The 18762-nt window shown below is 73.0% G+C and carries 14 protein-coding genes, 1 rRNA gene and 1 pseudogene; 1 reads left to right on the top strand and 15 read right to left on the bottom strand.

What is annotated here, in order from left to right:
• Positions 1-20: 20 nt before the first annotated feature.
• The 11 genes from KOI35_RS42235 to KOI35_RS48645 all read right to left on the bottom strand — a co-directional run bounded on the left by KOI35_RS42235 (position 21) and on the right by KOI35_RS48645 (position 13173).
• On the bottom strand, positions 21-2177 hold the full coding sequence (locus tag KOI35_RS42235) for a hypothetical protein (protein ID WP_308121396.1): 2157 nt from the start codon (positions 2175-2177) through the stop codon (positions 21-23).
• A gap of 68 nt (positions 2178-2245) precedes the next feature.
• A complete protein-coding gene (locus KOI35_RS42230; RefSeq protein WP_215795373.1) occupies positions 2246-3352 on the bottom strand; it encodes a glycosyltransferase family 4 protein in 1107 nt (368 codons plus the stop codon).
• 27 nt (positions 3353-3379) lie between these two features.
• Positions 3380-4939: a murein biosynthesis integral membrane protein MurJ gene (gene murJ, locus KOI35_RS42225; RefSeq protein ID WP_215795372.1), complete on the bottom strand. Its 1560-nt coding sequence runs from the start codon at positions 4937-4939 to the stop codon at positions 3380-3382.
• A 241-nt stretch (positions 4940-5180) separates the two neighbouring features.
• Positions 5181-6014: a hypothetical protein gene (locus KOI35_RS42220; RefSeq protein ID WP_215795371.1), complete on the bottom strand. Its 834-nt coding sequence runs from the start codon at positions 6012-6014 to the stop codon at positions 5181-5183.
• A gap of 25 nt (positions 6015-6039) precedes the next feature.
• Complete coding sequence (locus tag KOI35_RS42215) at positions 6040-6993, bottom strand: copper transporter (RefSeq protein ID WP_215795370.1); 954 nt, start codon at positions 6991-6993, stop codon at positions 6040-6042.
• 14 nt (positions 6994-7007) lie between these two features.
• Positions 7008-8186 carry a putative cytokinetic ring protein SteA gene (gene steA, locus KOI35_RS42210; RefSeq protein WP_215795369.1) on the bottom strand — a complete coding sequence of 393 codons (1179 nt, stop codon included), beginning with the start codon at positions 8184-8186 and terminating at the stop codon, positions 7008-7010.
• Between the two features lie 167 nt (positions 8187-8353).
• Positions 8354-10084, bottom strand: a complete 1731-nt coding sequence (gene recN / locus KOI35_RS42205) for a DNA repair protein RecN (protein WP_215795368.1) — start codon at positions 10082-10084, stop codon at positions 8354-8356.
• Positions 10085-10173: 89 nt separating this feature from the next.
• Entirely contained in the window at positions 10174-11067 is an 894-nt protein-coding gene (locus KOI35_RS42200) for an NAD kinase (RefSeq protein ID WP_215795367.1), read from the bottom strand.
• On the bottom strand, positions 11064-11924 hold the full coding sequence (locus KOI35_RS42195) for a TlyA family RNA methyltransferase (protein WP_215795366.1): 861 nt from the start codon (positions 11922-11924) through the stop codon (positions 11064-11066). Before KOI35_RS42195 ends, KOI35_RS42200 begins: the two co-directional genes overlap by 4 nt.
• The gene (locus tag KOI35_RS42190; protein WP_215795365.1) at positions 11921-12217 is read right to left on the bottom strand and encodes a hypothetical protein; all 297 of its coding nucleotides are present in this window, start codon (positions 12215-12217) and stop codon (positions 11921-11923) included. Before KOI35_RS42190 ends, KOI35_RS42195 begins: the two co-directional genes overlap by 4 nt.
• The gene (locus tag KOI35_RS48645; RefSeq protein ID WP_438870656.1) at positions 12214-13173 is read right to left on the bottom strand and encodes a phasin family protein; all 960 of its coding nucleotides are present in this window, start codon (positions 13171-13173) and stop codon (positions 12214-12216) included. Before KOI35_RS48645 ends, KOI35_RS42190 begins: the two co-directional genes overlap by 4 nt.
• A gap of 108 nt (positions 13174-13281) precedes the next feature.
• Between KOI35_RS48645 and KOI35_RS42180 the strand changes: the two genes are divergently transcribed.
• The gene (locus tag KOI35_RS42180; RefSeq protein ID WP_215795364.1) at positions 13282-13617 is read left to right on the top strand and encodes an alkyl sulfatase C-terminal domain-containing protein; all 336 of its coding nucleotides are present in this window, start codon (positions 13282-13284) and stop codon (positions 13615-13617) included.
• A 67-nt stretch (positions 13618-13684) separates the two neighbouring features.
• On the opposite strand, the gene KOI35_RS42175 is transcribed toward KOI35_RS42180, so the two are convergent.
• The 4 genes and pseudogenes from KOI35_RS42175 to rrf all read right to left on the bottom strand — a co-directional run bounded on the left by KOI35_RS42175 (position 13685) and on the right by rrf (position 18759).
• The gene (locus tag KOI35_RS42175) at positions 13685-14314 is read right to left on the bottom strand and encodes a flavin reductase family protein (protein WP_215795363.1); all 630 of its coding nucleotides are present in this window, start codon (positions 14312-14314) and stop codon (positions 13685-13687) included.
• A gap of 151 nt (positions 14315-14465) precedes the next feature.
• Positions 14466-15497, bottom strand: a complete 1032-nt coding sequence (locus tag KOI35_RS42170) for an HAD-IIA family hydrolase (protein ID WP_308121395.1) — start codon at positions 15495-15497, stop codon at positions 14466-14468.
• A 532-nt stretch (positions 15498-16029) separates the two neighbouring features.
• A pseudogene (locus KOI35_RS49375) lies at positions 16030-16654 on the bottom strand (hypothetical protein); the annotation flags it as partial.
• Positions 16655-18642: 1988 nt separating this feature from the next.
• Positions 18643-18759 (bottom strand): 5S ribosomal RNA (gene rrf, locus KOI35_RS42160).
• Positions 18760-18762: the final 3 nt, after the last annotated feature.

The raw sequence follows: 18762 nt of genomic DNA, 5'->3' as shown, positions 1-18762 counted from the left end.
ACGGGAGTCCACCGTAACACCTAGGAACTCGCGTGTACGTCCGGGCTGGTCGCGGCGCGTGTCAACGGCCCGCCGGGACCGTCGGTCTCCCCTTCCGGGCGGGTCCGGTCGGCCGCGTGCAGCAGCACCCGCAGCGCCGTCAGCACCGCCGTGGGCACCGCGGTGGCAGCGGCGGCACCGGCCACCGTCAGGGCCGATCCGTTGAGCACACCGGCAATCAGCGTCGCCACGGTCACCCCGGCGCCGGCCGCCCGCAGCGCCGGATGCAGCCCGAAGAGCCGGTTGAGCCCGCCCCACGGCGAGAACTGGCAGAAGGCCAGCATCAGCACCCCGGCCACGGCCAGGATCGTCAGCGGGCTGTTCAGCAGGGCCTGCCCGTTGGCCGCGGCGGCCCGCTGCATGGCCGGCCCGGCGGTGCCGTTGAGCAACTCGGTCAGCACCCGGCCGAGGATGCTCTGGTCGGCCGCCGGGCGGCTCACGTCGACCAGGGCGAAACCGAACGTGACGATCAGGCCACCGAGCAGCGCCCAGGCGAAGCGCGAGAACGTCAGCCAGCCGCCGGTGGTGATCGCGGCGGCCACACAGACCCCGGCCGTCACGGCGATCGCACCCACCGGGTCGGCGCCCAGGTAGGGGCTGCCGACCATCACCACGCCGATGCCGCCGAGCAGCACGACCACGACCGGGCGCCACTCCCGGGTGATCCATTGGCCGAGCGAGCCGGCCAGCACGAGCAGGCCGGTCACGAAGACACCGAGCCCGACCCCGCCGACCCCGGAGTAGCGGCCGCCGTTCACCGCCGAATAGCCGGCGACGCCGTTGAGCTGCAGTTGCGCGCCGGTGAGCAGGTCGAAGCCGACCACCATGGCGGCGATGCCGGCGGTCGCACCGAGCGGCCACAGCGTCCGGCCGTAACGGGGTGCGAACCGGACCAGCGCCAGGCCGACCGCGATGAACAGCGCCGTGACGGAGCCGAAGACCCAGGCCGGGTGGGAGTTGCGCCACCACGGGGTGGCGTCGGCCAGCAGCGCGGCCGGGATGGCCAGGGCGCCCGCGATCAGGGCCAGCTCGAGCCCGAGGATCAGCCGGGGCGGCGGCAGGGCCGGGCCACGCGGTCCGGTGTGCCGGCGGGCGCGCACCATCACCGGGACGGCCAGCAGGAACAGCAGGATCTGCAGGATCGCCAGCACCTTGAAGAAGATCCCGGCCACCGCGTTCTGGGCGATCGCGCGGTGGTCGGCGTTGTGCACGCCGAGCATCGCGTCGGCCACACCGGCCGGGCGGCCCTCGACCACGGTCACGTTGCGGCCGGCGAACAGCTTGTCCGGCTGCGGCTTGGCCAGCGCGGTCAGCACCGTCGGGGCCAGGTCGATCAGCTGCAGATAGCCGTCGCGGCCGGTGCCGGCCGAGGTGAGCCAGCCGTCGTTCCAGCCCTCACCCTCGGCGATGGCCACGTGCAGCCGGTTCGACCGCTCGGTGTCCGAGACCCCGGCCACGATCATCAGCGAGCGCTGCGGGCGGGCGGCGACGACCCGGGCCAGCAGGGCGTCGGCCGTCCGCACCCTGGTCTCCCGCTCGGTGCCGGTGCCGGAGATCGTGCCGAGGTCGACGATGCTCAGGTTGCACTCGGACAGCAGCCCGGACGGCGGGGTGGCCGGGAACGACGCCTGGTACTTGTCGACCCGGCCGAACGGACGCGCGGCCGCCATCGCCGCGCCCGGACCGAAGGCGTACGTGCAGCGCACCGACTCGGCCAGGGCGCCGGGCACCGCTCCGTACGGGAGCCGGTCCTGGTTGTTCTGCACCACCGTGCGCTGGTCGGTGAGGTTGGCGCCGATGCCGTCGGGCTGGGTCAGGGCCGGTGCCACCGGTTCGCAGACGCTGCCGCTGGTCGAGCGGGGCCAGGCCGCGTAGTTGCCGGCACCGAGCGTGAGCCACCCGTCGGAGGGACAGGTCACGCGCATGGCCGAGCGCACCGACAGCCAGCCGATCGAGCCCTTCGACGCCTCTCGCCACAGGGTCGGCGTGCGTTGCGGGTCGAGGTCGTCCCAGCGCAGTCCGGCCGATCCGGCCAGGATCACATAGTCGGCGCTGCCCGGGTTGGTGTCCGCCTCGGGCCGGAACGCGAGCCCGGCCAGGCTGCCCACCGCGATCAACGCGACGAGCAGATGGGGCACCCATCTCCGCGGGCCTCGTCGGCTCGGGATCGACGGCCTCCGCACCCGGCGCAACCGGTCAAGAGCCTTCACGGCACAAGACCCAGGCTTTCCCCGTACGCGTCCAGGACGTCGGCGACCGTATCCGCCTCGGACGGCCAGGTAGCCGCCTGTTCGGGCCCGCGCGCCGCGTAGTCGGCCCGCAGCTCGGGGTCGGTCAGCATCGCGCGCACCGCATTGTCGAGCGCGTCCACGTCGTCCGGTGGGATCAGCACGGCCGCGTCGCCGACCAGCCCGGGCAGCCCGCCCACGGCCGTGGTGATCAGCGGGACGCCCGACTCGAGGGCCTCCTGGGCGAACAGCTGCCGGGCCTCCCAGTCGCTGGTGATGACGGCCAGATCGGCGCCGAGCAGCAGCTCGGACACGTCGTTGCGGCGGCCGAGCAGGTGGAAAGGGGCGTGCAGCTCGGACGCCCGCTGGGCCAGCGGCATGTAGCTCGGCCCGGACCCGGCCACCACCACGACCGGCACCGGATCGAGGTCACGCCACCGGGCCGACGCCTCGATCAGCAGGTCGTAGCGCTTCTGCGGGTGCAGGCGGCCGACCGAGACGATCAGCGGGGTGGCGGCGGGCAGCCGGAACTCGGCCCGGACGGCGGCCCGGGTCCGCTTGGGCACGGGCAGGGCGGGCGCGGCCACTGAGCCGAGCCGGGCGTGCCTGGCACCGAGCTCGGTGGCCCGGTCGACCAGATCCTGCGAGGCCCCCAGGGTCAGCGTGGCGCTGCGCGCGACGACCCGTTCGACCAGGGTGGCGGCCTGCCCGCGCAGACCCTTGCGCGACATGACGGCGTTGTGCCAGGTGACGATCAGCGGGGTGCCGGAGCGGGCCAGCTGGGCGACGAACCCGGCCCGGAAGCCGTGGGCGTGCACGACGTCGGGGTGTCGCGACGACAGGGCGCTGCGCAGTTGCCGGACGGCCCCCGCGTCCTGCGCGCCCGGGCTGGCCGGGATCTCGACCGGCACGAAGGTGGCGCCCGCGGCGGCGAAGCCGAACAGCTCGTCGGTGGCCGCCGGGCCGCACACCATGACCTCGCACCCGGCCCCGATCAGGCCGCGGGCCAGGGACGCGACGTGCTGGCCGACCCCACCGGTGCTGGACGCCAGCACCAGAGCCACCGAACCACGCCAGTCCCCCACGAAACCCCCTCTTTCCCGGCCGGTGAATCAGGCTGCCGCGCGGCGTCGCAGGCGGCGGGCCAGCGGCGCCAGGTCGTGCCGGGCCACCGGATAGGCGGCGCCGGCGAAGACCACCAGCACGGCGAGCCCACCCAATATGCCTTGCACGATGCTGGGAACCGCCTGCGGGGTGGGGCCGAACAGGTGCCCCAGGCCGACCACCACGCCCCAGCCGGCGAGGGCGGCCAGACCGGCGGCAACGACCGTGACCAGCGTGGTGCGGCCGAGACCGGCGAGTGCGGCGGGTCCGGCGTGACGGCGTACGGAAAAGATCAAAAGAAGTCCGATAACCGACATCCCGATGGCGTTGGCCAGCCCGAGCCCGAACACTCCCGCACTGGAGAGCGCCAGGGCGGTCACGGCGGCCACGATCCAGCCGATCGCCGTCGAGTACGCTGCCGCCCTGGTCGCCCCACGGGCATAGAGCGCTCGGGACAGAAGGGCGAAAAGGGCGTATCCCATCAGGCCCGGCGCAAAGCCAATGATTCCTGACGAAGCGGGCGCAGCATCGATCAGATAGGCGGCCGGGCCCGCGACGGCGATCAGCGCGGCCGCCCCGAGACCGGCCAGCAGCATGACCGTGCGGGCGGTCGCCGAGAGGTTTTTGCCGTACGTCCCCTCGTCGCCCGCACTAGCCGACGCCGACAGAGTGGGGTAGACAGCGGTCGCCACCGGCACGGCCAGCACCGCCCAGGGCAGCAGGAACACGGTCTGCGCGGCGTTGTAGAGCGTGAGATCGCCGTCGCCGGTGAGCAGGAAGATCGCCACGATCGTCATCAGCTGCTGGGAGCCGACCGTGACAGCGCCCGCCCAGCCGAGCCGCACCGCCTGACGGCCCTCGTCGCCAGGGAACCGCAGGCTCGGCCGCAGGCGCAGGTGCAGCCGGCGCAGCGGAATGACCAGGCATAGTGCGAGGACGACCACCCCGCAGGTGGTGCCGACCGACAAGAACAGTTCGCCCGTACGGGTCAGGCCCGCCACGCCGGTCTGACTGCCATCGGCTCCCGCGTAGGCCAGGTAGGCGCCCATCACGGTCACACTGGACAGCAGTGGGGCGATGACCGGCCAGGCGAACCGATGATGGGCCTGGAGCACGCCGGTGAGCACGATCCCGATTCCGTACAGGGGGAGCTGGGGTGCGAAGACCCGCAGCATGCTCGCCGCCGTGGCCTGGTCAGCGGCCGGCACGTCGAGCAGACCGGCGATCGGTCCCGCCAGCAGAGCGACCAGGACGGCCATCGGCACCAGCAGCACGATCACCCAGGTGAGCAGCGCCGACGAGACCGCGCTGACCCGCTCGCGGTCACCCGCCGCGACCGCCCCGGCCAGCAAGGGCACCACGAGGCTGGCCAAGGCTCCCCCGGCGACCAGCTCGAAGACGATGTTGGGGATCGTGTTGGCGGCGTTGTAGAGGTCGCCCAGATCGGTGTGGCCGACCGTCTGCAGGAAGACGAAGGTGCGGCCGAACCCGGCGATCCGCGCCACCACCGTGAGCACGGTGATCAGCGCCGCGGCCCCGGCGATCCGCACCGCGGGGGCCTTAGTCACGGTGTTCGCTGCCCCCGCGGATCGCGGGCCGCCTGGCTCACGCCGGACCTCGGCGGCCCCACTCGTCGACAGTGCGCAGCCAGGGCGTGTCCTGCGAAGCCCCGGCCGGCGCGTCCTCCCAGACCCGCACGCGCCTGGCTCACGCCGGGCCCCGGCGGCCCCACTCGTCGACCGTGCGCAGCCAGGGCGTGTCCTGCGAAGCCCCGGCCGGCGCGTCCTCCCAGACCCGCACGCGCCTGGCTCACGCCGGGCCCCGGCGGCCCAGCTCGTCGACCGTGCGCAGCCAGGGCGTGTCCTGGATGACCTTGGTGAAGCTGACCTTCTCGCTGGCCGCGGTCAGCGCGCCCAGGGCGGTCAGCGCGGCCAGCCGCCCGGCCGGACCGCTGCGGGCGACCAGCGCCACGCCGAGCAGCGCGCCCAGCGCGTTCGCCCCCGCATCGCCCAGCATGATCTCTTCGCCCAGGTCGTCGGGCAGCAGCGCCGCCGAGGCGCCCAGCGTGCCCGCCGCGACCCCACCGCCGCGGCCCGCGAGCAGCGGCGTCCCGAGGATCGCGCCCGCCTTGATGGCCCGGCCCGGCCGCAGGTCGAGCAGGTTGACCAGGTTGGCCGTGCCCGCGATGACCCCCGCGCCGAGCAGCACGTCGGTCGCCCGGCCGAAGCGGCTCGAGCGGCGGCTGCCGATCAACGCGCTGGCCACCAGCCCGGCCGCGCCGACCCCGGCGATCTTCACGAGACCGCTGGTGACCCGGCCCTCGCGCAGCGCGCCCAGGTGCCCGGCGAAGCCCTTGGCCGTCTTCTGTTCGGGCCGGTTGCCGACGATGTCGTCGTAGAAGCCGACCGCGCCGGAGACCGCCCCGGCCGTGGCCGCCGCCGCGGCGAGCCGGGCACTACCGGCTCCCAGCACCGCGGCCGTGGTCGCGCCGGCGGCGAGCGCCGGACCACCGGCCAGGGTGACCGTGCGGCCGTGGAAGTTGGTGCGTTCCAGGGCGGCGGCACGCTGGTCGCGGCGGATCCAGGCGAGGGCGGCGCGGGCGACGGCCGCGCCGACGCCGGCCGACCGGAGAACTGAGGCCATGGCTGGAAAGTCTAGAGAGCGACCGCTACGACGCGGCCTTGGGGACGAGCGAGGCCGCGCCGGTGGCCAGCCCGTACTGACCGATCTTGTCGTCGACCACCCGCTCGACGGTCGCCATCGCCGTCGCGACCTGGCCGTCGACAGTGCTCGCGTTGTCCACCGTGGAGATCGCCTTGACCAGCGTCGGGTCGCCGCGCACGGCCGAGATCAGGTTGCCCTCGCCGACGCCGACCCCGGCCACCACCAGCGGGCCCTTCTGATAGACCTGGTCGGCCATGGTGACCAGCGACTGGGCCTTCTTCGAGGCGTCCTTGTCGACCGCCGGGGCTCCGGTGATCATGACGGTCGCCTGGGCGCCGCCGACCGCCTCGTCGTCGACCGCGATGTAGCCCTGCTTGGTGTAGGCCGTCAGCACCGCCGTCACGTCACCGGCGGTCGGCTGGGTGGCCGGGGCCGCACCGGCGGGCGAGGTGCGCTGCAGCAGGGCCAGCGAGAGTTGCGCGCTGGCCGTCTCGACGCCGTCGCTGTTGACCGGCAGATCCTCGGTGCGGATGGTCGGCTGGGACGACTCGCTGGCCAGGTCGAGCAGCTCGAGGCTGACCGCGGGGTCGAAGAACTTGTCCTGCACCGTGACCTTGGCCGTGACGGTGGCGCCGGCGATGGTCAGCATCGCGATCACCTTGTCGGCGTACTGGTCGGTGCCCGGCAGGGCCAGGATCGCCAGCTTGCGCCCGGCCAGCTTGCCGTTGAGCACGGTCGGCGCGATCTCGGTGGCGAACTCCTGACTGCGGTTGATCTCGTCGCGGTACTGGTTGATCTCGTCGCGCTTGTTGGACAGATCCTTGTTGAGCGCGGTGATCTGGCTCTTGAGGTTGTCGGCCACCGGCCCGTTGAGCGCGGCGGTGCCCACGACCAGGCCGATGGCCAGAGCCAGGAAGACCGCGGTGAGCGACACGACGTGGTACCGGAAGTTGATCACGACAGAAAGCCCCGTCAGAAAAGATGGCCGAGTTGGAACACCAGATTGTCCCACCACTCGGAAACCACGGTCAGGTACGCCTTCCCGACCGTCGACACCGCCACCGCGGACGCCATCGCCGCGGTCGCCGAGAGCACCAGCAGCAGCAGGGCCGAGCCCGAGATGTTCTGCTTGTAGAGCCGGCTCACGCCCTTGGCGTCGACCAGCTTGCCGCCGACCTTGAGCCGGGTCAGGAACGTCGAGGCCATGCCGCCACGGCCCTTGTCGAGGAACTCGACCAGGTTGGCGTGCGTGCCCACGGCCACGATCAGGGTCGCGCCCTTGTCGTCGGCCAGCAGCATCGCCAGGTCTTCGCTGGTGGCCGCGGCCGGGAAGGTCAGCGCGGCCACGTCCAGCTTGTGCACCCGCTCGAGACCGGGCGCGCGGCCGTCCGGATAGGCGTGCACGACCACCTCGGCCCCGCAACGCAGCACGTCGTCGGTCACCGAGTCCATGTCCCCGATGATCATGTCGGGGGTGTAGCCGGACTCGACCAGCGCGTCGGCACCGCCGTCGACGCCGATCAGCACCGGCTTGTACTCGTGGATGTAGGGCCGCAGGACGTCGAGGTCGTCCTTGTAGTCGTAGCCGCGGACCACGATCAGCACGTGCCGCCCGGCGATCCGGGTGCGGACGTCGGGCACGCCGACGCCGTCGAGCAGCAGCTCGCGCTCCTGCTTGAGGTAGTCCATGGTGTTCGCGGCGAACGCCTCGAGCTGCACCGACAGGCCCTCGCGGGCGTCGGCCATCGAGCGCGCGACGGTCTCCGAGTCTTGCCGGACCCCGGAGGCGACCGGTTCGCCGTCGAGCAGCACGGTGTCACCCTCGATGACCACCGGGTCGCCCTCGCTGAGCCGCTCGAAGACCTCTTCGCCGAGGTCGTCGATCAGCACGACGCCGTTCTTGATCAGCACCTCGGGCCCGAGGTTGGGATAGCGGCCGGAGATCGACGGCTTCGCGTTGAGCACGGCCGACACCCCGACGGCGACCAGCGCGTCGGCGGCCACCCGGTCGATGTCGACGTGGTCGATCACGGCGATCTCGCCGGGGCGCAGCCGACCGGTCAGACGCTTGGTCCGACGGTCGAGGCGGGCGGTGCCGGCGAGGGCATCGGGATCGGTGCTCCGTGCGCGGCGCAAGGTGGGAAGTCGCATCACGGCCATCCTGACATGCCGAATCACGCGCCTGGCACGCGACATGCGCGATCTCACCCACTAAGGGGCATTTGCCCCGCTAGTTCCCTCCGGCCCGGGTCCCATGACCGAAGCCGCTGCTCAGACCTATTGTGCGCGCCCCCGCCACGCCCTTTGTCGCGCCTCGGCTACGCCCTCTTTTCGCGTCCGGCCACGGCCAGCAGCTCTTCCGCGTGGGCGATGCCCAGATCGGAGTCGGGCAGTCCGGCCAGCATGCGGGACAGCTCGCGCGCCCGCTCGGTCTCCTCGACGATCCGGACCCCGCTGGTGGTGATCGCGCCGCCGGTGTCCTTGGCGACGACCAGGTGACGGTCGGCGAACGCGGCCACCTGCGGCAGGTGGGTCACCACGAGCACCTGATGGGTGCGCGAGAGCCGGGCCAGCCGCTTGCCGATCTCGACCGCCGCCGTGCCGCCCACGCCCGCGTCGACCTCGTCGAACACCAGCGTCTCGGGACCACCGGCCCCGGCGAACACGACCTCGATCGCGAGCATCACCCGGGACAGCTCACCGCCGGAGGCACCCTTCTGCAGCGGCAGCGACGGCGCACCGGGATGGGCCAGCAGACGCAGCTCGACCTCGTCGGAGCCGTCGGGACCCATCGGCGGCTCGTCCTTGCCCGCCGCCCGCGGCACCACGGCCACCTCGACCTTGGAGTGCGGCATGGCCAGACCGGCCAGCTCGACGCTGACCGCCGCACTGAACCGCACCGCGGCCTCGGACCGCGCCTCGGTGAGCCGGGCCGCCAGCTCGGTCACCTGGGCCTCGAGCCGCTGCCGTTCCTTGTCGAGCTCGTCGAGCAGCTCGTCGGACGAGTCGAGCGCGGCCAGCTTGACCCGCGCCTCTTCGGCCCAGGTGATGACGCCTTCGACATCGTCGGCGTATTTGCGGGTCAGCGCGCGCAACGCGGCCCGGCGCTCATAGATCTGCTCGAGCCGGGCCGGATCGGCATCCAGGCTGCTCAGATAGGTCGACAGCTCGGACGACACGTCGGCCACCAGGGTCGCGGCCTCTTCGATGCGGGCCGCCAGCTCACCCAGCAGCGGGTCGACCGGGGCCTGGGCCTCGAGGGTGCGGCGGGCCGCGCCGAGCAGCTGGGTGGCGTCGGGCGTCTCGTCGGCCACCTCGACCCCGGCCGCGAGCGCCTGGGCCGCCTCGGCCGCGGCCACCCGCAGACCCTCGGCGTGCTCGAGCCGCTGCACCTCGTTGCGGAGGTCGTCGTCCTCACCCGGCTGCGGGTCGACCCGGCTGATCTCGTCGAGGCCGAGCTTGAGCAGATCGGCCTCCTGCGAGCGGGCCCGGGCGTTGCGCCGGCGGTCGGCCAGATCGTCGGACACGGCCCGCCACCGCCCGTAGGCCTCGCGGTAGGTGTCGAGCAGCTTCTCGTGCTCGGGCCCGGCGAACCGGTCGAGCGCGGCCCGCTGCTCGGCCGGGCGCAGCAGGCGCAGCTGGTCGGACTGACCGTGCACGGCCAGCACCCGCTCACCCAGATCGGTCAGCATCGACACCGGCATGCTGCGGCCACCGACGTGGGCCCGGGACCGGCCCTCGATCGTCACGGTGCGGCTCAGCAGCACCGAGCCGTCGTCGTCGACCTCGCCGCCGGCGTCGGACACCCGGGTCACCACCTCGTCGGCCAGCTTGCCGCCGAGCCGCAGACGGCCCTCGACGACCGCGCGGCCCGGATCGGCGCGCACCCGCCCGGCGTCGGCCCGCCCGCCGAACAGCAGGCCGAGGCCGGTCACCACCATCGTCTTACCGGCACCGGTCTCGCCGGTGATCACGTTCATGCCCGCCGTCAGCCGCAGCGTCGTGTCGTCGATGACGCCGAGCCCGGTGATGCGCAGTTCCTCCAGCACACGGCAGACAGTAGTGGTGCCCCCCGACATTTGCCCACCGCGGGCTGAGCCCGACCGCGGCGGAAAACCGAAAGAAACCAGGGCGAGGTCTACCGCTTACTGCCGCGCCATCCCTCGACCGGCAACGCGAACTTGGCCACGAGCACGTCGGTGAATGGCCTCGGCTGCAGGCGGACCAGCCGTACGGGCAACTGGCCCCGCTCGACCGTGACCTTGGCGCCCGGCGGGAGATCCCAGGTGCGGCGCCCGTCACAGCAGAGCACGGCGAAAGAGGTGTAGGGGTCGACCGTCAGCGAGAACGACGACGTCGGCGCGGTCACCAGCGGCTTGCTGAAGAGCGCGTGGGCGCTGATCGGCACCAGCAGCAGCGCCTCGACCTCGGGCCAGACCACGGGACCGCCGGCCGAGAACGCGTATGCGGTCGAGCCGGTCGGTGTCGCACACACCACGCCGTCGCAGCCGTAGCGGGCCAGCGGGCGGCCGTCCACGTCGACCAGCAGCTCGAGCATCTGGGCCCGCTGACCCTTCTCGACGCTCACCTCGTTCAGCGCCCACGACTCGGCGATGACGCGGCCGCCGTATTCGGCCCGGACGTCCAGCGTCAGGCGCTCGTCCACCTTGTACGAACCGTCGACCACATCCTTGATCGCGTCGTCGAGGTGGTCGATCTCGGCCTCGGCCAGGAAGCCGACCTTGCCCAGGTTGATGCCCAGCAGCGGCGCCTTGACCGGGCGGGCCAGCTCGGCCGCCCGCAGGAAGGTGCCGTCGCCGCCCATGGCCAGCACGATCTCGACGCCCTCGGCGGCGGCCGGGGTCGGACCGTCCACCGTCGTCACCTCGGGCGGCAGGTCGAGATCGGCCACCTCCTCGGCGATCACCCGCACCTCGAAACCGGCCGCGAGCAGGTCACGCGCCACGGTCCGCGCGTGCTGGGTGCTCTGCCGCCGGCCGGTGTGCGTGACCAGCAGGGCCGAGCGCGTCATGTGTCCTCCAAGGGGGCGGCCGGCGCGGGCTCCGGCCCGGCAGAAGCTACCTTGATCGCCGGTCCGGCGGCGACCACTTCTTCGATCTCCGCCCGATCGGCGGGCGGCGCGTCGCGGCGGAACCAGACGAAGAACTCGACGTTGCCGCTCGGCCCGGGCAACGGGCTCGCGGTCACCCCGGCCACCCCGAGCCCCAGGTCGGCGCCGGCCCGGGCCACGTCGAGCACTGCTTCGGCCCGCAGCTTCCAGTCCCGGACGACACCGCCGGCGCCCACCCGTTCCTTGCCCACCTCGAACTGCGGCTTGACCATCAGCGCCAGGTCGCCGTCGGTGTCCGTGCAGGCGGTGAGGGCGGGCAGCACGAGCCGCAGCGAGATGAACGAGAGATCCGCCACAGTCAGGTCGACGACGCCGCCGATCGACTCCGGCGTGATCGCCCGGACGTTCGTACGCTCCTGGACGACCACCCGCTCATCGGTGCGGATCGGCCACGCCAGCTGGCCGTAGCCGACGTCGACCGCGACCACCTGCCGCGCCCCGGCCCGCAGCAGCACATCGGTGAAGCCGCCGGTCGAGGCGCCCGCGTCCAGGCAGCGCCGCCCCGTCACGGCCAGGCCGCGCGGGGCGAACGCCGCCAGCGCGCCGGCCAGCTTGTGGCCGCCGCGCGAGACGTACTCGGTCGCCGGGTCCTCGCCGGTGACGATCACCGGGTCGGCCGGGTCGATCATCGCGGCCACCTTGCGGGCCACCGTGCCGCGCACCTGCACCCGGCCGGCCTCGACCAGCGCGGCCGCCTGCTCCCGCGATCGGGCCAGCTTGCGGCGCACCAGCTCGGCGTCGAGACGGGCGCGCTTCACCGGTCGATGCCGGCCAGGGTCTCCTGGAGAACCTGGTGCGCCGCCTCGTACTCGGCGATCTGCTCGGCCGGAGCGAGTCGGGCCGCGTTCGCGAGCGAGCGCAGCACCTCGTCGACCGCGGGGTGACCGGTCTCCTCGACGATCCGTCCGGTGGCCTCGTCGACCGCCGCGGGCACGCTGACCGCGGGCGCCTGCGGTGCCGGACCACCCGTCGGCGGACCCGGCCGGAAGCCGCCGGGAGGCGGACCCGGCCGGAACCCGCCCGGCGTCGGTCCCGGCTTCGGGAACGTCATGACGCCTCCGGGTTCCGCGGCTCGACGAACGACGGCTGCGTGGCCTTGGAGACCGGCGGCAGCTCGGTGGCCGCCGCGGCCTCCTTGACGCCCGCGGTCGGCGCGCCGGCCGTGCCCGCGGGAGCAGCCGGGGTCGCCTTCTTAGCCGCTTTCCTAGCCGGTTCAGCGTTCTTGGCCGGCGCGGCCTTCTTGGCCGGCGCCTTCTTGGCGACCGCCTTCTTGGCCGGACGCGCGCCCACCGCTTCCGCCTGAAGGGTGGCCGGCGCCGCCTTCGCGGTGGCCTTCTTCGCGGCCGGAACCACCTCGTCCGGCGGCGGCACAGCCTTGGCCGGCGCCTTCTTGGCCACCGTCTTCTTCGCGACCGCCTTCTTGGCCGGCGATTCCGCGACCGCCTTCTTGGCCGGCGATTCCGCGACCGCCTTCTTGGCCGGCGGCTCCGCGACCGCCTTCTTGGCCGGCGGCTCCGCGACCGGAGCCGTGTTGGCCGGCGGGGTCGCCGGGGTGGTGCCCGCGGCCGGCATCTTGTTCGGCGCGGCCTTCTTGGCCACCGCCTTCTTGGCGACGGCCTTACGTGGCATCGGGGCCGGCTCGTCCAGCCGCGTGCCACCGGTGCCCTCGCTCGGAGCGTCGGCCGCGAGGCCGGTCGCGGCCCGCGACTCCGCCTCCCGCAACTGCCTTTCCAGATCCCGTACGCGTCCGGTCAGCTCGGTGACCTCTTCGGCGGTGGCCAGCCCGACCACGCCGAGAGCCTTGTCGACCTCGTAACGCACGATGTTGGTCAGTGCCTCGCGGTTCGCCATGCCGGCCGACAGCAGATCGTCGACCAGGCCCTGCAGCTGGGTCGCCGTGGCCCCGCCACGGTTCACCAGCTCGCCCGCCACCTTCTGGGCGCGCTTACGCGGTGCTTCGGTCAGTCCGAGCGCCATCTCCAGATACGCCCGCCATGCGTCCGGCATGTTCCGCTCCTCTCGCGGCTCGTCGGGTGTCACGCTACCGGGCGGTTCGCAGGAGTTCGTGAGGTACGGTGCGGTACGCCGACCGCATGTCGCGAGGAAAGGGTTCCGATGGCCACCGTGGACGAGTGCCGGCAGGCGCTGCACGACCTCGCCGCACGTCTCGAGAAGAACGCCGAGACGCGTGGCAAGCTCGACTTCGACCGGACGCTGGCGTGCCGCGTCCCCGATCTCGAGACGGCCTTCCACGGCCGGCTGAACGACGGCCTGCTCACCGACATCGCCGACGGCGACGACCCCAAGGCCAAGATCGCCCTGATCGCGAACGGCGACGACCTGCTGGCCCTGGTCGGCGGGCGGCTCGACGTCACCCGCGCGGTCGCCTCCGGTCAGGTGAAGATCAAGGCCAACCCGTTCGACCTGCTCAAACTGCGCAAGCTCCTCTGACTTTCCCGCACAGGTCCAGACCATTCCCCCGTACGGGCGCAGGGGCCGGACCTTCGTGCCGGCCTCGCTATCGTCCGATGTGGCCGAGCGCGGGCATCCGCCAGCCCTCGGCCAGCCGCGACTCGTGCACGTTGACGCCACCGCCGAAGAACTCGGTGAACTTCATGATGAGCGGGTCCCACCGCAGCGGGTCGACGTAGGCGGTACCCGGGATGAGCAGGTCGGCCTCCACGTGCGTACGCAAAACCTCGATTTCGTACGTCGTGGCGCCGCCCTCGGTCAACGGATGCGCACCGACGACCCGCCCCTCGAGCTGGATCGGGCACTCGGCCACCCGCGGCGGCGCCACCAGGTCGGACGTCTGCGGAGTCAGGCCGCCGAGCGCGAACTTGTCGGGCACATAACGGTAGCCCTGGGCCGCCTTGCGCTCCGGCACGTCCGGGCGCCCGGTCGTCATGGCGATCCGGTCGACCGCCCCGACCAGCGACGAGGGCGCCAGGTTGAGCACGACCTCGCGCTCGCGCCGCAGGTTCTCGGCCGTGCGGCTGCGGTCGCCCATGCCGAGGATCGCGGTCTGACCGAGCCACCAGGCCGACGACATGGGCGCGAGGTTGGGGCTGCCGTCCGCGTTGACGGTGCTGAGGAGCACCACGGGCGTGCCGAAATACAGGACCTTGAGACCGGGTACGACATGCATGCCACCATGCTTCCGGGAGCCGGCGGCCGGTGCTGGCGTCTTTCGGACTTCGCGTCCGCCCCGCGGCTTCAGCCCATCTCGCGCCCGGTCGCGCGGTCCCAGCCCATCTCGCGTCCGGCCCGCGGTCCCAGCCGGTCTCGCGTCCGGACTGCTAAAGACCCCAGCTGTTGAGCAGCTCGCGGGCCGCGTCGGAGGCCGGTTCGAGGCCGGTCAGCGGGACGCCGTCCCACGTAGCCGCGCAGAGCAGCCGCAGAGCGACCACAGGGTCACCGGCACCGTCCAATGTGGCCTTGTGGCCGTCGCGGGTGACGCGCCAGCCGTCCGCCTCGGGGGCGTCGAGCGGCACGGAGGCCTCGTTCGCCGGGCGGAACAGGCCGGACAGGTCGGCCGCCACGAAGGCCGGGCGCCGGTGCAGTTCGGCCGCCAGCAGGTCGGCCGGGCTGCTCACCCCGGTCAGCACGAGAAGGCTGTCCAGGCCCGCGGTGACCGCGCCCTGAATGTCGGTGTCGAGCCGGTCGCCGACCACCAGCGGCCGCCGGGCCCCCGCCTGCGCGGCCGCGGTGGTGAACAGGGCCGGCTCCGGTTTGCCCACGACCACGTCGGGCTCGCGATCGAGGGCCGTCCGCAGCACGGCGACCAGCGAGCCGTTGCCGGGCAGCGGGCCGCGCGGGCTGGGCAGCGTCCGGTCCGTGTTCGTGGCGACCCACAGGGCGCCGCCCCGTACGGCCAGCACGGCCTCGGCCAGGATGCGCCAGCCGACGTCAGGACCGTAGCCCTGCACGACCGCCACCGGCTCGTCCTCCAGCGTCTGCACCGGAGTCAGACCGGCTTCGGTGACCTCGTCACGCAGCGCGTCGGCGCCGACCACCAGCACGGGCGAGCCGGCCGGCAGCTTCCCGGCGAGCAGGGCGGCGGCCGCGCCGGCCGAGTTCAGCACCTCGGCCGGCTCGGCCGGAACACCCATGCCGGTCAGCAGGGCCGCGACCTCGGCGGCACGGCGGGACGCGTTGTTCGTCGCATACGCCACCGCCGTACCGCGCCCACGCAGCGTCTCGACCGCCTCGACCGCGCCCGGGATCGGCTTGTCGATCAGGTAGACGACCCCGTCCAGATCGAAGATGACCTGGTCGTAGCCGCCGGCCAGATCGGTCTCGGCGTTCTCGCTCGCTGCGTGGCCGGCCACTACTCGGGCTTCTTGCTGACGAACTCGTCCGGGCCGCCCTTGTCGTCCTTGGCGTCCTTCAGCTCCTCGGCGTCGGCCTCGAGCTCCTCGGCGACGTCCTCGACGGCGACGGGGTCGGTGTTGACGTCGGTGTCCGCCGCGGCGACCACCTTGTCGTCCTCGTCGTCCTCGTCCTCGTCGTCGTGCCGGGCCTGGGGCCGGTCATCGTCGTCGTCTTCGTCGTCCCCCTGGTAGTCCACGCGAGGCCGATCGTCGTCGTCTTCGTCGTCGTCCTCGTCATAGTCCGCTCGAGGCCGATCGTCGTCGTCTTCGTCCTCGTCGTCGTACTCCGCGCGAGGCCGATCGTCATCGTCGTCTTCGTCGTCGTCCTCGTCGTACTCCGCCCGAGGCCGATCGTCATCGTCGTCTTCGTCGTCGTCCTCGTCATAGTCCGCCCGAGGCCGATCGTCATCGTCCTCGTCGTCCTCGTCGTCGTAGGCCGCCTCGTGGTCGTCGCGCTCGTCGTCGTCCGAGGTCGTGCCGTCGCGCTCGTCGTCGTCATCGGAGTCGTCCTCGAGGGTGACGCCGTCCATCTCGAGAAGCCGCTCGGCCGCGTCGGTGAGACCGTCCTCGTCGGCCGCGGCGGCCCGGGCGAACCACTCCCGGGCCTCGTCACGACGCTCGGCGGCGAGCAGAGCGTCCGCGTAGGCGTAACGCAGCCGCGCCGCCCACTCGGCGTCCTCGTCGTTGGTCAGCTCGCGGACCTGCAGCATGGCCACGGCCGCGTCGTGCTGGCCGAGGTCACCGCGGGCGCCGGCCGCCACGATCAGCAGCTCGATCGCGCCGCCCTTGTCCATCTTCTCGAGGTCGGCCCCACGGTAGAGGTCGATCGCCCGCTCCGGACGGCCCAGCGCGCGCTCGCAGTCGGCCAGCTCGGCCAGGTGCGTCTGCTTGCCGGTCATCCGGTGGTAGGTGCGCAGCTCGGCGATCGCGGTCGTCCAGTCACCGGCCGCGTAGGCCGCCAGACCGACCGCTTCCCGCACGACGGCGATCCGCGACGCGAGCCGCCGGGCCGCGATCGCGTGCTGAAGGGCGAGCTCGGCGTCCTCGTCGATGATCTGACCGGCCGCGACGAGGTGACGCGAGACCGAGTCGGCGACGTCCCGGGCCAGCGCCATCAGCTCCGAGCGGACCTCCTTGTCGAGGTCGGCCGCCTCGATGTCCTCGGGGATCTCGGGTGCCTTGAAGGCCGGCTGGTCGTCGCGCCCGTAGTCGTTGCGGTCACGGAACCCACCGCGGTCGTCCCGGTCGTCGCGCACTCGCGGTCCCCGGTCGTCGCGGAAGCCGCCACCCTGCGGACGGTCGCCGCGGAAGCCACCGCGGTCGTCCCGGCTCCGGAAGCCGCCCTCGCGCGGGCCCCGCTCGTCCCGGTCGCGGAAGCCACCCTCACGCGGGCCCCGGTCGCGGTCGCCGCGATCCTGGAAGCCGCCGCGGTCACGGTCGAACCCGCCCCGGTCGCCCTGCGGACGGTCCCGGAAGCCGCTGCCGCCGCGGTTGCCCGGCCGGTCGCCGCCCTGCGGACGGTCGCCACCGCGGAAACCGCCCCGGTCGCCACCACGGTCCTGGTAGCCACCCCGGTCACGGTCGCCCCGGTAACCACCCGAGCCACCCTGGAAGCTGCCCCGAGTGCCACCGCCGTCACGGTCACGGAAGCCACCGCCGGACGGACGGTCGCCGCGGTAGCCGCCGCGGTCGTCCCGGCTCTGGCCACGATCCTGGTAGCCGCCCCGGTCACGGTCGCCACCCCGGAAGCCACCGCCCTGGGGACGGTCACCCCGGTCTTGGAACCCGCCACGGTCACGGTCACCGCCACGGAAGCCACCGCCCTGGGGCCGGTCGCCGCCACGGAAACCACCACTCTGCGGCCGGTCACCGCCGCGGAAACCACCACTCTGCGGCCGGTCACCTCGGTCACCGCGGTAGCCGCCCCGGTCGCCACCCGGACGGTCGCCGCGGTCTTGGAACCCACCGCGCTCACGGTCACGGAAGCCGCCGCCCTGGGGACGGTCACCACGGTCTTGGAAGCCGCCACGGTCGCGGTCGCCACCCCGGAAGCCGCCACCCTGCGGACGGTCACCGCGATCACGGAAGCCACCGCCCTGGGGACGATCGCCACGGTCTTGGAAGCCGCCACGGTCGCGGTCGCCACCCCGGAAGCCGCCACCCTGCGGACGGTCACTCCGGTCACGGAAGCCACCGCCCTGGGGACGGTCACCGCGATCCTGGAAGCTGCCACGGTCACGGTCGCCACCACGGAAACCGCCACCCTGCGGACGGTCACCGCGATCGCGGAAGCCACCGCCCTGGGGACGGTCGCGGAACCCACCACCCTGAGGGCGGTCACCGCGGTCACGGAAACCACCACTCTGGGGGCGGTCGCCACGATCCTGGAACCCACCACGGTCACGGTCACCGCCCCGGAAGCCACCGCCCTGCGGACGATCGCCACGGTCACGGAACCCGCCGCCCTGGGGACGATCACCCCGGTCGCGGAAGCCACCACCCTGGGGACGGTCGCCACGGTCCTGGAAGGCGCCACGGTCACGGTCGCCGCCCCGGAAGCCACCGCCGCCCTGCGGACGGTCGCGGAAGCCTCCGCGGTCGCCACCGCTCGAGCTGCGGCCACCCTGGTAGCCGCCGCGGTCACGGTCTCCGCCGCGGAAACCACCACGGTCACCGCCGGCCGAGCCACCCGACCGGTCGCCCCGGTCCTGATAGCCGCCACGCTCACGGTCGCGGAACCCGCCGCCGCCCTGCGGACGGTCGCGGAAGCCACCGCGGTCACCGCCCCGGAAGCCACCGGAGCCACCTCGGTCACGGTCGCCCCGGAAGCCACCGGAGGATCCGCCGCGGTCGCGGTCACCGCCGCGGTAGCCGCCCCGGTCGCCACCACGGTCTCCCTCGCGACCGCGGCCGCCGCGCTCGTCGTCGCGGGAGCCGGAGCCGCCCTCGTCCTGGGGTCCAGTAGTCACGGATCAATCCTTCCGGTACGGCCGGCCCTCGGGTTGGCGGGCTTGCCTCAACGTTCAAAGTTACTCGGGGGCAGACATACAAAAGCAGCCGAGGGCCGACCCCGATCCAGGGCGGCCCTCGGCTGTTACGTTGAGTCCGGCGGCGTCCTACTCTCCCACACCCTCCCGAGTGCAGTACCATCGGCGCTGGAGGGCTTAGCTTCCGGGTTCGGAATGAGACCGGGCGTTTCCCCTCCGCTATGACCACCGAAACA

It is taken from the genome of Paractinoplanes bogorensis, assembly GCF_018829635.1.
In the GTDB taxonomy this organism is placed as follows: domain Bacteria; phylum Actinomycetota; class Actinomycetes; order Mycobacteriales; family Micromonosporaceae; genus Actinoplanes; species Actinoplanes bogorensis.
The sequence above is the reverse complement of the archived record's forward strand: the minus strand, read 5'-3'. Positions and strand labels throughout refer to the sequence as shown.